Below are 15,458 nucleotides of genomic sequence, written 5' to 3'. Positions count from 1 at the left end.
TATGTTGAAAAGTCCCCCTTAATAAGGGGGATTTAGGGGGATCTTAAACTTTTCAAACAACTTCTAAGATAAAATTTGGATAGTTTAAGACCAATTTTATTCGCTTTTTCCATGACAACTAATTCACCAGAAAACCTTGAAAAATTTATTACTTTTTGTAAACAACACATTAAAGGGCAAGAAAGAAAAGAAGCTCAGATTTTTTTAGATAGATTTTTCCAAGGGTTTGGTTATGATGGTGCGTTAGAAGCAGGGGCAAAATACGAAGAAGCTATTAAAAAGGGTAGCAAAAAGAAAAATACAGGATTTGCCGATTTAGTCTGGAAACCCAAGCTACTAATTGAGATGAAAAAGCGAGGGGAAGACCTTAGTAAACATTATGCCCAAGCCTTTGAATATTGGTCAAGGTTAGTACCTAATCGCCCTCGTTATGTGATACTGTGCAATTTTGATGAGTTTTGGATTTTTGACTTTAATTTACAATTAGATGAACCTGTTGATATAGTTAAGATTGAGGATTTAATCCACCGACAATCCGCCTTTAACTTCATGATGAGAGGGGATGTCAAATCTATCTTTAAAAATAATCAAGTTGATGTTACCGAAAAAGCGGGGCGACGACTAGGGGAGTTATTCCAAATTCTGCAAAATCGCTTATTAAGGGGAGTTGGAGAGGATAAACACTTATTAACAGAGGTTGGGGGAAATAAATCTACAGTTACTCCCCTCTCCTGTGGGAGAGGGGCTGGGGGTGAGGGTATTATCAAAATTCAACGCTTCATCTTGCAATGCGTCTTAGCCATGTTTGCAGAAGATAGAGGATTGTTACCCCATAATCTCTTTATCCGTTGTGTGGAAGAATGCTTAGAGGGTGCTAGTAGTTACGATGTGTTGGGGGGTTTATTCCGTGAAATGAATAATCGGGGTGTCACTCCTGCGGGAAAATATCAGGGAGTCGAATATTTTAACGGTGGTTTATTTGCCACAGTGGAAGCCATCGAGTTAACCAAACCAGAGTTAGAAATATTGGCAACGGTTGCCCGACAAGATTGGAGTAAAGTACGCCCTGCAATTTTTGGTAATATTTTTGAAGGCACAGTCAACGCCCAACAACGTCACAGTTATGGTATCCACTACACCTCTGAGGCGGATATTATGAAAATTGTGCGCCCCACCATTAGTAAGTATTGGGAAGATTTAATTGACAGTGCAAATACCATCAAAGATTTAACTAATTTACAACTTAAATTACAGGAATATAAAGTTTTAGATCCTGCTTGTGGTAGTGGAAATTTTCTCTATATTGCCTATCAAGAATTAAAAAGAATTGAGCAGTTATTATTAGATAAAATAAAAAGTAAAACTAAGGGCAATAATCAACAGTTTAATCTCAGTTTTGTTACTCCTAATCAGTTTTATGGTATGGATGTTAATCCCTTCGCTGTGGAGTTGGCAAAGGTTACTTTAATGATAGCTCGAAAAGTTGCGATCGATAAATTTAATTTAACTGAACCTGCTTTACCTTTAGATAGTTTAGATAACAATATTATTTGTTGTGATGCCTTATTTACTGACTGGGTAAAAGCTGATGCTATTATCGGTAATCCTCCCTTTTTAGGTGGTAAAAACATGAGACTAAATTTAAGTGATGATTATGTAGAGAAAATATTTACTAAATTTAAAGATGTTAAAGATTCGGTAGATTTTTGTAGTTATTGGTTTAGAATTAGTCATGATAATTTAGATGAAAATGGTAGAGCTGGATTAGTAGCAACTAACTCTATTTCTCAAGGAAAAAGCCGTAAAGCATCCTTAGATTATATTATGCAAAATAAAGGCTATATTCATGAGGCAATTTCTACTCAAGAATGGTCAGGAGAAGCGGCGGTTCATGTTAGTATTGTTAATTGGTGTAAAACTATTCCAGATAGTTATATATTAGATAATCAGTTAGTAAAAACTATCAATTCTTCTCTCACTTCAGAAATAGATGTCACTCAGGCTAAAAAGTTAAAGATGAATAAAAATCTCTGTTTTCAGGGAATAATTCCAGTAGGAAAAGATTTTTATATTGATGAAAAATTAGCTTTAGAATGGATTAAAAAAGATAGTAAAAATAAAGACGTTTTAAAGTTATCTGTTTCTGCGGATGATTTGACTAAAAATCCTCACGGTAAACCTAGCCGATGGATAATTGATTTTAATGATTTAGATTTAGAATTGGCTTGTGATTATCAACAACCTTTTCAACATATTAAAGAAAATGTTAAACCAGAAAGAGATAAAAATAGAAGGCAAACTACGAGATTAAATTGGTGGAAATTTGGTGAAAAACGCCCATTAATGAGGGAAGCAATAAAACATTTATCTTATTATTTTGCTATTCCTAGACATTCAAAGTGGTTTATTTTTCTTCCAATTAATTCCAATTATTTACCTGCAGATTCAACAGTTATTATTACTTCGGATGATTTTTATATATTAGGTATTTTAACCTCAAAAATACATAGAATTTGGGTTAAAGCTCAATCATCAACTTTAAAAGGAGATACAAGATATACTAATACCACTTGTTTTGAAACCTTCCCGTTTCCCTCACCCCCAGCCCCTCTCCCAAAGGGCGAGGGGAGTAAGAAGAAGATTGTGCAACAAATAAGGGATAAAATGACGGAATTACATGAATATCGCACTGAACAAATGGAGCGAAAATCATGGGGAATTACTCAGTTATATAATGCCTTTTTTCATGAGCCTAGTAGTAAGTTATATCAACTTCATCAACAGTTAGATCAATTAGTAATGAAGGCTTATAATTTTGATGAAAATGGAGATATTTTAGAGCAATTATTAAACTTAAATAACCTCAGTTCGGTTTAAGAATATCGGGTAAGGGTAGGCTTCAGGTTTCAGGTTACAGGTGTTAGGATGTTTAGGGGATGAGGGGGAAGAAATGCAATAGGGGTTTAGGGTATAAGGGAGAAACAAGTAATGAGTTAAGAGTTAAAAATTATTAATTATTCACTATTCACTATTCACTATTCACTATTCACTATCTACTTTTGCCTCTTGCCTCTTGCCTCTTGCCTCGCCCGAAGGGCTTTAATTATCAAGGGTGAGGAAGTTTTCCAAAGCAACTATCATTTTGGGAGGCCAACGTCTTACTTCTTTAAGCCACTCTACATTTTTATAACGGCTATCCATTCCTACTGTTGCCACCCAGTTACTCTCTGCTTCTCCTTGTTTACCTTCTTCCCATAAAACTGCAGTTAAAGCCGCTCTCATATCAGGAAACATTGGATATTTACGTACTATATTGCGCATTTTAGTTAAGGCTTCTTGTTTTTTGCCTAGTTGATAAAGGGCAAGGGATTCATTGGCACTGGCAAAGGCAAAATTTGGGGCTAATTCCGTGGCTTTATGATAGTATTTTACCGCTTCATCCCAGTTTTCTAGTCCTGCATTCGCATTACCGAGGTTATTATATGCCATTGCATCTTCTGGATCTAATTCTAATACTTTTTGATAATCTGCGATCGCATCTTGATATTTTCCTAAACCTTCATAAGCAACGCCTCTATTTAAGTAGGGGTCTGGTGCATCAGGAGCTAATTTGATAGACTCGTTATAATCGCCGATGGCTTCAGCAATTTTATTTTGACTAACTCTTGCATTGCCTCTATTGCTCCAAACAGCAGGGTTAGAGGGGAATTCATTAATTAATTCAGTCCAAAACTTTTCTGCTTGAATAAAATCTCCTTTTTCCGTTGCCTCAATGGCTTGACGGGCGATTTCTTCTCCTGCTTGTAGTTGTGCCTCTGTGGGTATATTAATATTTTCTTCGGCAATTACAGGGGAAATAAATAGAGATAAGCAAATCAGTAAAGTGATAAAAAATCTGATCATAATTTCTGTTGGTAATTTAAGATTGATTGCAATTTTAAATCATTTGTTAGATTATTGGTTAACTATTGCCAATATTTGTTGATGAATTTCCCGATTAAAAGCTATTACTAAACCATCTATTTTCATCTGATTAATATTTCTAAAAGGTTGAAAATCACTACCATCAAAATGAGATGCGTGCTGCGTAGCAGATCCCTTCGGGATCGCTCCTGCTTCCCTTGCCACAAAAGCTAAACTAGCACTATCAATTAGATTACCTTTATCAATAACAAAACCAGCTAAATCACCGTTAATTAAATCTAAATAATCAGGTATATTTTCAGGAGGGTTATAGTCTGTGGCACTGCACCAAGTATCAAATATAGGCTCGAATTTCGTCTTTAAAGAGGTTAAAGCAAAACTTAAATAAATTTTGTTGGAATTTAGAGATTTTAATTTTAAAGGCTTTGCCAACTCCAAATCATCATCAATAGCACCAATAAAAGCACCTTTTCCTTTTAGGGCATAAAAGTAATGTTTTCGTTTAGGTTGTAAAACAAATACTGCCTCATATTGTTTATTTTTAATAATATTTAAAATGATAGAAAAACAAGATAAATTATCTAAATAAGCCCTAGTGCCATCAATGGGATCTAAAGTAATTAATAATTCCTCATCATCCTCTAAATTTGTTCCTCGAAAATATTTAGTATTGTAGGATTTTGCATATTCCTCACCAAAAAATTTCAACTCAGGAAATTTTGCTAATAAAACTAATTCAATAGCAGTTTGAATGGTTAAATCAGCATCTGTTAAAGCATTAGCATAAAAGTTCTCGCCATAGTCTTTCTCTGATAGTCTTTCTCTGGTTGAGTTTGTATTTGAGACTGAATATTACAAGCATATTCCCCCGCTAGTTTCAGGGTAGGAAGTAAAGTTTTTATGATTTCTAGGGATTTCATTTACCTGAGTTAGATATAAAATTGTCTATTGGTGTTAAGGTGTTTGGAGGATAGAGGGAGAGGTTGAGAGGGGAAAATAAATAATGAGTAACGAGTAATAAATAATAAATAAGTAATAAGTGTTCGGAGTTTTTAATTCTTAATTCTTAATTTTTCCTTTGTCCCATGCTAATTTTGCCGCTCCCACCATTCCCGCTTGATTTCCTAATTGAGCAACTGTTATTTTTAGGTTAATACGAGAACTGGGTAAGACTCTTTTTTCGATTTCTTTTTGTGTGGAAGAGAGAAAGTATTTTGCACCAGCCGAAACTCCTCCCCCAATAATAACAACTTCGGGAGTAAGGATATAAATTAAACTGGCTAATCCTGCCCCTAATTGTTTCCCATAATTGTGCCAAAACATCAAGGCGGTAGAGTCGTTTTGTTCGGCAAGGGTTGCTAACTCTGCCGGGTTTTTTCCTGTTTCACGAATGATTGCTGTAGCTGAAACATACTGCTCTAATGAGCCTCGATTACCACTATTGCAGGGGGGGCCATCAGGATTAAGGGTGATTAATCCTAGCTCTCCCGCCGCTCCTAAATGCCCTGTAAATAGTTTGTCGTTGATAATAATTGCTCCTCCAACTCCTGTACCTAATGTCAAGAGAATGGAGTTATGATAATTTTTTCCTGCACCTAACCACGCTTCCCCTAATCCGGCACAGTTGGCATCATTGGCAATGGTGGTTTTTAAGCCTGTTTTTGCTTCTAATTCATCGGCTAGGGGTACATTTTCCCATCCTGTTAAATTAATGGCAACAAGGGCGATTCTGCCTTGAGTATCAGTAGGTCCGGGAGTTCCTACACCTATGGCTATGGCTTGGTTTTGGCTATTTAATTGTTTAACCATAGATGCGATCGCATCTATTACCGCTTTGGGAGTGGCAGGTTGGGGAGTAGGAATGGTAACGGATTCCAAACAACTACCATCTTGAGTGAAGCGACCTAATTTTATCGCAGTACCACCTAAATCAACGCCAATAACTTCTGGTTGCATTTTATTTTCCCTCTGATTCAATCAAAGATTTTAATAATGGTTGTAAATTAGCAAATGCTTTGCCACGATGGCTTAATTTTTGTTTCAACTCAGAAGGCATTTGAGCAAAGGTTTGACCCACTTCAGGCACGTAAAACACGGGATCATAACCAAAACCCCCTTCCCCTTGAATTTCTGTCAATATTTGCCCCAAACAAACCCCCTCTGTCTCAATGACGATTTCCCCTTGAGGATTAGAAACTGCGATCGCACATACAAACTGAGCGGATCTATCTTCAAAGGGTGCTAACTCTCTCAATAGCCTTGCAATACGCTCTTGATCGGTTTTACCATAACGAGCCGAATAAATACCCGGTTGTCCATTTAACGCCATTACTTCTAGTCCTGAATCATCTGCGATCGACCATTCTCCGAGGGTTTTAGCAGTCTGTGAAGCCTTCAAACGAGCATTTTCCCCAAAAGTAACCCCCGTTTCTTCCACATCAAATTCTGGGGGTTTGAGAGCCAATTCCACCCCAAAATCTGATAAATGTTTTTCCATCTCCTTTAGTTTGCCTGCATTACTGGTAGCAACGACTAATTTTTTCATACCACTTAAAAAATAATTATTTCTATCAAATTGAAGACAAATTATTCAACAATTAACAAATCCCTCTTTAAATAAGGTTGCAAAACCTCTGGAATGCGGACATTACCATCAGGCAGTTGATAGTTTTCTAAAATTGCCGCCATAGTGCGCCCCACTGCCAAACCAGAACCATTGAGAGTATGTACATACTCTGTTCCCTTTTTACCTTTTTCCTTGAAGCGAATATCCGCCCTTCTCGCCTGAAAATCAAAACAATTAGAGCAACTAGAAATTTCCCTATAAGTATTAGCTGAAGGCATCCACACCTCCAAGTCATAACACTTCGCCGCACTAAAACCAATATCTCCTGTACATAACTCTAAAACTCGATAGGGCAGTTTCAAAGCCTGTAAAATTCTTTCCGCATCCTTGACCATTTTTTCATGCTCTTCCACACTAACATCAGGGTGAACAATTTTCACCAATTCTACCTTATGAAATTGATGCAAACGGATTAATCCTCGCATATCTCGACCATAACTACCAGCCTCTCGCCTAAAACAAGGAGTAAAAGCACAATGATAAATAGGTAACATTTCTGCCTCAAGAATTTCCTGACGATAGAAATTAGTGACAGGCACTTCTGCGGTGGGAGTTAACCATAAATCATCTTTATCACACTTAAAACTTTCTTCCGCAAACTTCGGTAACTGCCCTGTACCTTGTAAAGTTTCACTATTCACCAACACAGGGGGCATAATTTCCACATAACCCGCTTCAATTTGTTGATCCAACATAAAATTAATTAAAGCCCTTTCTAATGCCGCACCAGCACCAATTAAGGCAATAAAACGACTTTGAGCGACTTTTACTGCCCTTTCTGAGTTGATAATGCCCCATTTTTCCCCAATATCTCCATGAGGGATAATATCTTTATTTTCAGGGATAAATTCATCTCCCCATCTTCTCACCTCGACATTTTGGCTTTCATCTTTGCCCACAGGAGTGCTATCACTGGGCAAATTAGGTAATTCTAACAATAAAGCCTCAATATTAGCCTTTAACTCTCTTTCTTGGGGTTCTAAATCCGCTAATTTAGCTTTAACTTCATTTCCCTCTTGTTTGAGAGTGATTATTTCTTCACTTTGAGGGTTTGCCCCTTCCCTCATTTTCTGTCCAATTAATTTACCGATTTCATTACTACGGGCTTGTAATTCAGTCCTAATATTTTGAATGTCTCTTTGCTTACTATCTAAATCAAGAATAGATTGCAATTCATAATTGGGACTACGCTTATGTAATTTATCTAAAACTTCTTGGGGATTTTCTCTAATTTTTTTGATGTCTAACATAACCAGTCAGTATATGATATTAACTTAATTTTTTATAGTAAAAATAACAGATAGAAATAATAGTATGATTACCTTTTTACTTAGTTTCAAAAACTTGTTCTCAGTTGACTTTAGTTTCTTATAACTGAGTATTTAAGTTATTTAATATTAACGAAATATTTGCTAATTCCCAATTCCTAATTAGAATATTCCTATTTACTCTCTGCTTGTTTTTTCTTTCTTTCGGCTTCCAAAACATCTGCCATTACACTTAGCATTTGATTCATTTTTTCTAAGTTACTACGATATAAATCTAAATCTTTTTTCAGTTTTTCTACTGGCAGTTGTAATTTGTCAATTAAAGGCTGAATAAAATCAGTAAATTTACTTTCATCTTTAATAAATTCACCGTCACCTTTTTCTATTAGAGTATAGAAACCAATGGCAAATAAACGACTATATTTAAAGCGAGGATTTTCTAAATTACTGCGCCAATGAGAAGCAACAGCTTCTAAATCTCCCTCTCCAGAAGGGTTTAATAACCAATCAAGAATTTCTTGAGCAGATTTCCCCTCGACAAAATTTAGTAAAGTTTGTGATTTGCTGATATATTCTTGAGGGTTATTTTCAATGGATTGACATAAAGCATTGAAAATTGATTCTTTATCTGACTCAGGTTTATAACCCTGCATGAATTGTTGAAAACTTTGATACACTCCCAGATAATAAATAGGATCGGGATTAAAATCAACATTAACTGCTAAGAGGTGCATTTCTACCATTAATTCTTCTACCACACGACGATAGATAGAGTTAATGGGGCGTTGATGATGTTGATAAAAACTTCTTTTAGTGTCGGAAACAGTGCGATTTTTATCCACGAAAAATAATATATTGCTTAATAGTTTTGTTAACAATAGTTAATTATCTCATATCTTCATGATTAATGAACTTCTGTTTGAGATAAGATGGTTAACTCTACTTAAACCTCAGTTAAGAATTAAAAACCCCCAACTCCTATACGGGCGAATGGCCATTCGCCCCTACTTCCCCCTTTCCCCTCATCATCTCATCACCTCATCCCTTAAACACCCTACCACCACCTGCAACCGTCAAACCTGACACCTACCTATTAAACCGAGCTAAAGTTATTTACTTTCTTCCTATGAGCCTTTTAGACAAATTAATCTTAAGATAGATCAAGGTATTATTGAGAAATGTAAAGAAAATTATGGCAGATCATTTAATTAGAGCAACAGCGGCCGATGGGGGTATTCGTGCAGTGGGAGTTATCACCACTAAAGCAGTACAAGAGGCAAGGGATAGACACAAATTATCTTATGTAGCTACTGCGGCATTGGGAAGAGCGATGTCATCGGGTTTGCTTTTAGTTTCTAATATGAAAAAAGAAGGGTCTAGGGTAAATATTAAAATTAAGGGAAATGGCCCTTTAGGTGGTTTATTAGTCGATGCAAGATTAGATGGCACAGTCAGAGGCTATGTTTCTAATCCTTTTGTGGAATTACCCCCCAATGAGAAGGGAAAATTAGATGTGGGCGGTGCTGTGGGCAAGGAAGGTTATCTTTATGTTGTTAGGGATATGGGTTATGGTTATCCTTACTCTAGTACTGTTGAATTAATTTCAGGGGAAGTCGGAGAAGATATTGCTCATTATTTAGGTACATCAGAACAAACTCCTTCAGCTTTATTGGTGGGAGTATTTGTGGGAAAACAAGGAGTTACTGCTTCTGGGGGTATTTTGTTGCAGGTATTACCAAAGGCGGCAGAAGATCCACAGTTAGTGGAAACTTTGGAATCTCGTGTTAGTCAGTTAACTGGTTTTACTCCTTTATTACGTCAAGGGAAAACTTTACCTGATATTTTTACGGATTTGTTAGGGGATTTTGGTTTAAATATTTTCCCTGAAATTCAGATGGTAAGATTTGATTGTGGATGCTCTTTCGATCGCGTTTTAGGTGCTTTAAAAATGTTGGGTACTGACGAATTAGCGGATATGATTGAAAAAGATGGAGGGGCAGAAGCTACCTGCCAATTCTGTGGAGAAGTGTATCACGCTAATGTTGATCATCTCCATGATTTAATCGAAGATTTGAAAACGGGCAATGGATAAAACATTTCAAGAATAATGTTTAACGAGAAATTAGGAATTAGGATTTGATTTTTTCTCGATCACGAAATGGCGCTGCGCGATCACTAAAGTGGCGCTGCGCGATCCCGAAGGAATCTGCTTCGTAGCACGCAAAAATACCCTCAAGAATTATTGATTATTTGCAGTGACTCCCAAAGATTGCTCGATCGCATCTAAAACCACATCAGTTAAAATTTGAATACGATAACGACAAGTTTGAGTTTCGCTAGAGGCAAAAGTGCCATTTTCCCAATATTTATTACTACCTGCACCGCCACCACATAAACCGAAATAATGACAATTTTCAGCACATAATTTAACCCCTGTTTTCATTTCCTGATAAATGCCCTTAAATTTTTCCGTTTCACAAATTGACTCTAAAGAATCAGTTAAAATATTGCCAAAAATAAAATCACCATATTCAGGAGTTTTGACTGATAATAATTCGGGATCAAAAGTGGAAAAATTACCTTGATAATCTATATTAATAATAGAAAAAGGATGATTCATTTCGGTATGGTTTAATCTTTTTTGATGATAAATTAAACTAATTAACGTTTCAAATTCTCTGATAAAAAAGGGTAATTTACTTTCTGTTATTAACTGCCAAAATCTTTCGATGAAATAACGATATTTTTTTTCAACTTCACTACCATTTAATGAACTAGAATCATTAACTCCCTCGGTTTCTTCCATATTAAAAGCAAGGTCATAAATTTCATTTTCCGCAAAAAAATTAAACATCTCATCAGGATAATCTAAGGAGTCCTTTGTAATAACGGAAATAGTATTATAAGGGATATTATTTTTTTGTAAATATTTAATTCCTCTCATGGTTAATTCATGGGAATTACCTCCTTTTCTATTCTTACGGTGAGCATCATGTAAAAAAGCGGGTCCATCAATGCTAACCCCAATACTAACAGGATATTGTTGCCAAAAATCACACCATGCTTGTGTAATTAAAGTACCATTAGTTTGATAAGAATAATTAAAACTTAATTCAGTTTGATTATATTTTTTACTGGTATTTTCAATTATTTCAAAAGCTGATTTATAAAAAGAAATTGGCATTGTTAATGGTTCTCCTGCGTGCCAACATATGGTAAAGCTATCTCGACAAAAAGGGCTAGTAAAAATACTTTTAAAAATAGGTTCTATTAAATCTAGTGAAAGTTTATTTTTTAAGTTGCGATCGGGCAAATAACAATAGTCACAATCTAAATTGCAAAATGAATTAGGCTGAATAACCACTAAAGAAATTGGGCCAAACTCTTGATTTTCTGAACGGAGATAATTGGTTTTTTCTTGGCTAGTTAACATAAAATATTTAATTAATTTATTAAGTTTTAAAAAGTTTTTAATTATTGATAAAATTTCTATTTTTTAACAGTTCGTGCCTTTTGCCCTTCCCCCCTTAAAAGGGGAGACACAGAGGGGTTTACCTCTTACCTACCCTAACCAATAATTCATTCACATACTAAAAGTAATAGAGCCTTTTTAACTACTAATTGTTAATTGTTAAAAGAGTGTTTAAGCATTGACTAACGGCGATTGAGAAAACCTCCACCATTACGCCAAGGAGAACGATTTGTCCATCTTCCCCAGTCATCCCAACCTCTCCAGTTATCCCATCCTCGGCGATTGTTAACAAAACTACCCCGATTGCTATCAACCCAACTGCCTCCTCTTCCATTTCCCCAACCTCCTGCTATGAGGTTATCATCTATATCAGAAGTGAAATTATTGTCAGATTCTCCCTCTTGTTGTAATTGTTTTTCTCTTTCCTTCAACTCCTCTGCGATACGACTAATGCGATTTTCTAAGGGGTTTAAAGATTCTTTGATGGAGTCTGCAGTTGTGGCTTGGGATGAACCACAATAAGCAACGGTAGATATTGCTAATAAAAAACCCATCCAAGTTGTATTCGTTGTTTTTATCATTTTGTTAACCTTGTTAATATTTAACTTTTATCTTGAATAGTGTGATTAATTATCAAAGGGGATTTGTTCGTAGTTATTAATTGTATTACAAAAGAAAGTTTTTAGATGTTCCTTTGTCACAATGGTAACAACTCCATCTTCTCCTAGCCATCGGTTAACCATTGTCGTCATTTCTTCGTTTCCCACTAAGTAACCTTCCATCATACGTGCGATCGCATAATTAGCGACATTAAGAAAAGTAGAATTATTTTCAGGAACGATACAAGAAACCCCATAGTTACCATAACCTTGCACACCTTTCGGGAATAGTTCAAAATCTGCCGTCATTTGTGCCTGTTGAGATTCTCCGTCCAAAATAATAGCGTCTCCTGCTAGAGCATCAATCTTGCCCTCTTTTAAGGCTTGTAAACCTTCCTCTGTAGTTTTAACTTCCACTAAAGTTGCATCAGGATGATTCAGAGAAATGGCGGAATACACAAAAGTTAAAGGCGGAATACCGATTTTTTTCCCAGAGAAATTATCTATTGTTTTGCCTTTAGGAATTAATAAACGAATATCGGATTGAGTATAACCTAGGGTATAGTCCACAAATTGATCTCGTTGCCAAGTAAAGACGGTATTACAAGCAATATCAATTTCCCCTGTTAAAATTTTGGAAACGGCATCAGAAATATTGTTAACTTCAACAAAACTAAGTTGGATTTGTTTACCAAATCGTAATTCTAGTTGTTTTTGAATTTGTTTAACAACATCAATAGAATAACCGTCTAATTCTTCGTTAGAATTGTTATAAGCATAAGGTACTAAACCAAAAGGAGTACCAACCACCAAATTACCCGTTCTGGAAATTCTCTCTACTACCGTCTCAGCAAAAGCTGGTTTAATTCCCACTGACAATATCAATGTCATGAGAAAAGTCATCAAAATTTTTCGGAACATCCTTTTTAAATCAGAGATTTATAGTTTTCAAGGTAAATTCTAATAGAAATAACAGAAAGCAACCTAACAAAACTTTTTCTTTAATCCCTAATTATTTTCAGAATTTTATAGTTAGTAAGGTAAATTTAATCGTATAATAGTAAATTGTGTCAAAATAGAAAATGTTATGCCTAAAGTAAAAACTAAGAAATCAGCCGCTAAACGTTTCCGAGTTACTGGCAGTGGCAAAAAAATCTTTCGTCGTAAAGCGAACAAAAATCACTTACTAGAACATAAAACTGCCGAACAAAAACGTCGTCGTTTAAGTAATCTTACCTTAGTACACGAAAACGATGTTAAAGAAGTTCGTTTAATGTTGCCCTATTCTAAAAGATAAGGCTGAATTAGATTAAGGTAAGTATTGTTTTATATTTTGTCAATAAATTATTAAAACCATAGTAAAGATAAAAAAATGACTAGAGTAAAAAGAGGTAACGTCGCTCGTAAAAGACGTAAAAAAATATTAAAGTTAGCTAAAGGTTTTCGTGGCTCTCATTCCAAGCTCTTCCGCACGGCTAATCAACAGGTGATGAAGGCTTTGCGTAATGCTTACCGCGATCGCCGTAAGAAAAAAAGAGATTTTCGTCGTCTCTGGATTACCAGAATTAATGCGGCTGCCAGAGTACATGGCATTAGCTATAGTCAACTAATCAATAAATTGGATAAAGCGAATATCAGCTTAAATCGCAAAATCTTAGCCCAATTAGCTATTCAAGACGCTGAAGCATTCCAAAAAGTAGTTGAATTAGCGGTTAACGCCTAGTTGATAGAGCGTCAATGGATAACTACTCCATTAGAAATTAGCAGGGGGTTTAAACCCCTTGTTAGAAATGATCAAAAGTCTTTGCTTATTTTCACAGAAAATTTTAGCCTAAGCTATTCAAAGCGAGAGTCAAGAATTCAGATGAAAAGAGTAAGGAAAGCAGATTTTTCCTTTTAGAAATTAATTCTAATTTTAGTTTTGCAAGAGGTTCTATCACTTTTCTTTTTTCTTTCCTTAATCTGTAATTTTAGAGCGAACTGAAATGATCTAGGATAATATATAAAATTAAATCTTATCAGTTTGGCTTATATTCCATGTTTAATCGTCTTTTTCGTTCTACCAAACGCTGGATTAGTAATAGTTTAGAAAATGCCCTAGAAGAAGCATATCAAAGAGCATTGACGATCAAAAAAATAGAAGACGAGCATTTTAAAGGTCAGAAAATATCATTTCAAAATTGTGACTATGGGGAAAGTGTTTGGGCTTATTTTCAGAGCGAATTAAAATCAAATTTAAGAGTTATTAAAGTAAAAATTAATCAATTTAAAACAAATAAATCGATACATACTTTTTTATCATCTAAATCAAAAAATAGTCACTATAACTATAACCACTCTGGAGATTATAATTTTGAATATGAACAAGAGATCATACTAGAAAAATTAAATTTTATTGATCAAATACTAGATAAATATAATGCTGACTATTATGAAACATCATCTGTAAAAATAGATTCTAACTCTCCAAACCAAAATATAAATAATAACCCTTCCTTAGCAAAGCAAAAAAATATTCAAAAACAGGATAAAAACGATAATAACTTTGAATCTAGTTTGGAAACCGTTTCAGATAAAACTAGCGTTTTGCCCCGCTCATTTTTAAGGACTATTGATAGAATCAAGCAAGAAATAGACCCAAAATCATCCGAAAGTGAACAGGATGTTCTTAATAGGTTTAGAAAATCAAAATATAAAACTGCCATATCTATTAAGTTTTTATTACTATTAATAATAGTGCCTTTATTAGTGCATAATGTAGCCAAAATAGCATTAGGAAAAGTATTTATCGATCCTTATTTTAGTCGCCATGAAGAAATAGTTTTTATTAATCAAGATTTACAAGAAGAAGCCTTAATAGAATTGAAAAACTTTGAGGAAAACCTAAATTTAAAAGTGATGTTAGGTATAATTCCAGAGTTATCCATTGAAGAAAAAGAACATGAAATAAAAGCCAAAGCCCAAGAATTAGGAGAAGAATATCGTCGGGAAAGTGCTAACGCCATCAAAAATATTTTTGCTGATGTATTTTCTTTAATTGCCTTTGGTATTGTTATCTACTTTAGTAAAAGGGAATTACAAATTTTAAAGTCTTTCATTGATGAAACTATCTATGGTTTGAGTGACTCAGCAAAGGCTTTTCTGATTATTCTTTTTACAGATATGTTTGTGGGATTTCACTCCCCCCACGGTTGGGAAGTAATTTTAGAAAGTATTAGTCGTCATTTTGGCTTACCCGAAAATAGAGATTTTAATTTTCTTTTTATTGCTACTTTTCCCGTTATTCTCGATACAGTTTTAAAATATTGGATTTTCCGTTATCTCAATCGCATTTCTCCTTCTGCGGTAGCTACTTATAAGAATATGAATGAATCCTAGAAATTGAGAGGAAAAACAAAATAAAAATAAACTTTTAACAAAAAAATCAGCAAAATAAAGCAATAAACTCTAAAAAAAAAGATTAATTAATTATATTGTCAAATAGTAATTTATAGACATAATAAAGAAATATTAAAAAACTAGAAAAATTTGTAAAACTTAACTAAACTTATTTTTAAGTATCTAAAAAA

Annotated in this window: 15 protein-coding genes; 5 read left to right on the top strand and 10 right to left on the bottom strand. The window is 34.7% G+C overall.

Annotated elements, in window-relative coordinates:
• The first annotated feature begins 111 nt into the window (after positions 1-111).
• Positions 112-2,877 carry a DNA methyltransferase gene (locus CYAN10605_RS07945; RefSeq protein ID WP_015219423.1) on the top strand — a complete coding sequence of 922 codons (2,766 nt, stop codon included), beginning with the start codon at positions 112-114 and terminating at the stop codon, positions 2,875-2,877.
• Positions 2,878-3,099: 222 nt separating this feature from the next.
• Here CYAN10605_RS07945 and CYAN10605_RS07940 read toward each other — a convergent pair whose 3' ends face one another.
• The 7 genes from CYAN10605_RS07940 to psb29 form a co-directional block, all read right to left on the bottom strand.
• Entirely contained in the window at positions 3,100-3,903 is an 804-nt protein-coding gene (locus CYAN10605_RS07940) for a tetratricopeptide repeat protein (RefSeq protein WP_015219422.1), read from the bottom strand.
• Between the two features lie 51 nt (positions 3,904-3,954).
• On the bottom strand, positions 3,955-4,665 hold the full coding sequence (locus CYAN10605_RS07935; protein WP_241212824.1) for an inositol monophosphatase family protein: 711 nt from the start codon (positions 4,663-4,665) through the stop codon (positions 3,955-3,957).
• 29 nt (positions 4,666-4,694) lie between these two features.
• A complete protein-coding gene (locus CYAN10605_RS18825; RefSeq protein ID WP_190275015.1) occupies positions 4,695-4,844 on the bottom strand; it encodes a hypothetical protein in 150 nt (49 codons plus the stop codon).
• A gap of 139 nt (positions 4,845-4,983) precedes the next feature.
• Positions 4,984-5,880, bottom strand: a complete 897-nt coding sequence (locus CYAN10605_RS07930; RefSeq protein WP_015219421.1) for an ROK family protein — start codon at positions 5,878-5,880, stop codon at positions 4,984-4,986.
• A 1-nt stretch (position 5,881) separates the two neighbouring features.
• On the bottom strand, positions 5,882-6,469 hold the full coding sequence (gene rdgB / locus CYAN10605_RS07925; RefSeq protein ID WP_015219420.1) for an RdgB/HAM1 family non-canonical purine NTP pyrophosphatase: 588 nt from the start codon (positions 6,467-6,469) through the stop codon (positions 5,882-5,884).
• Between the two features lie 41 nt (positions 6,470-6,510).
• Positions 6,511-7,800: a serine--tRNA ligase gene (serS, locus tag CYAN10605_RS07920; protein ID WP_015219419.1), complete on the bottom strand. Its 1,290-nt coding sequence runs from the start codon at positions 7,798-7,800 to the stop codon at positions 6,511-6,513.
• A 191-nt stretch (positions 7,801-7,991) separates the two neighbouring features.
• Positions 7,992-8,660 carry a photosystem II biogenesis protein Psp29 gene (gene psb29, locus CYAN10605_RS07915; RefSeq protein ID WP_041922455.1) on the bottom strand — a complete coding sequence of 223 codons (669 nt, stop codon included), beginning with the start codon at positions 8,658-8,660 and terminating at the stop codon, positions 7,992-7,994.
• 350 nt (positions 8,661-9,010) lie between these two features.
• Between psb29 and hslO the strand changes: the two genes are divergently transcribed.
• On the top strand, positions 9,011-9,910 hold the full coding sequence (gene hslO, locus CYAN10605_RS07910) for an Hsp33 family molecular chaperone HslO (RefSeq protein ID WP_015219417.1): 900 nt from the start codon (positions 9,011-9,013) through the stop codon (positions 9,908-9,910).
• A gap of 147 nt (positions 9,911-10,057) precedes the next feature.
• Here the strand turns inward: hslO and grrM are convergent, their stop codons facing one another.
• The 3 genes from grrM to grrP form a co-directional block, all read right to left on the bottom strand.
• A complete protein-coding gene (gene grrM / locus CYAN10605_RS07905; RefSeq protein ID WP_015219416.1) occupies positions 10,058-11,251 on the bottom strand; it encodes a cyclophane-forming radical SAM/SPASM peptide maturase GrrM/OscB in 1,194 nt (397 codons plus the stop codon).
• A 221-nt stretch (positions 11,252-11,472) separates the two neighbouring features.
• Positions 11,473-11,871, bottom strand: a complete 399-nt coding sequence (gene grrA, locus CYAN10605_RS07900) for a GrrA/OscA1 family cyclophane-containing rSAM-modified RiPP (RefSeq protein ID WP_015219415.1) — start codon at positions 11,869-11,871, stop codon at positions 11,473-11,475.
• Between the two features lie 45 nt (positions 11,872-11,916).
• Positions 11,917-12,780 (bottom strand): extracellular substrate binding-like orphan protein GrrP, encoded by an 864-nt coding sequence (grrP, locus tag CYAN10605_RS07895; RefSeq protein ID WP_241212809.1) that lies wholly within the window; start codon positions 12,778-12,780, stop codon positions 11,917-11,919.
• 196 nt (positions 12,781-12,976) lie between these two features.
• On the opposite strand from grrP, the gene rpmI reads away from it, so the two are divergent.
• From rpmI to CYAN10605_RS07880, 3 genes are all read left to right on the top strand, one after another.
• A complete protein-coding gene (gene rpmI / locus CYAN10605_RS07890; protein ID WP_015219413.1) occupies positions 12,977-13,186 on the top strand; it encodes a 50S ribosomal protein L35 in 210 nt (69 codons plus the stop codon).
• A gap of 75 nt (positions 13,187-13,261) precedes the next feature.
• On the top strand, positions 13,262-13,612 hold the full coding sequence (gene rplT, locus CYAN10605_RS07885) for a 50S ribosomal protein L20 (protein WP_015219412.1): 351 nt from the start codon (positions 13,262-13,264) through the stop codon (positions 13,610-13,612).
• 314 nt (positions 13,613-13,926) lie between these two features.
• Positions 13,927-15,267: a proton extrusion protein PcxA gene (locus CYAN10605_RS07880; RefSeq protein WP_015219411.1), complete on the top strand. Its 1,341-nt coding sequence runs from the start codon at positions 13,927-13,929 to the stop codon at positions 15,265-15,267.
• The last annotated feature ends 191 nt before the right edge of the window (positions 15,268-15,458 follow it).

The organism is Cyanobacterium aponinum PCC 10605, from assembly GCF_000317675.1.
Classification (GTDB): domain Bacteria; phylum Cyanobacteriota; class Cyanobacteriia; order Cyanobacteriales; family Cyanobacteriaceae; genus PCC-10605.
The sequence above is the reverse complement of the archived record's forward strand: the minus strand, read 5'-3'. Positions and strand labels throughout refer to the sequence as shown.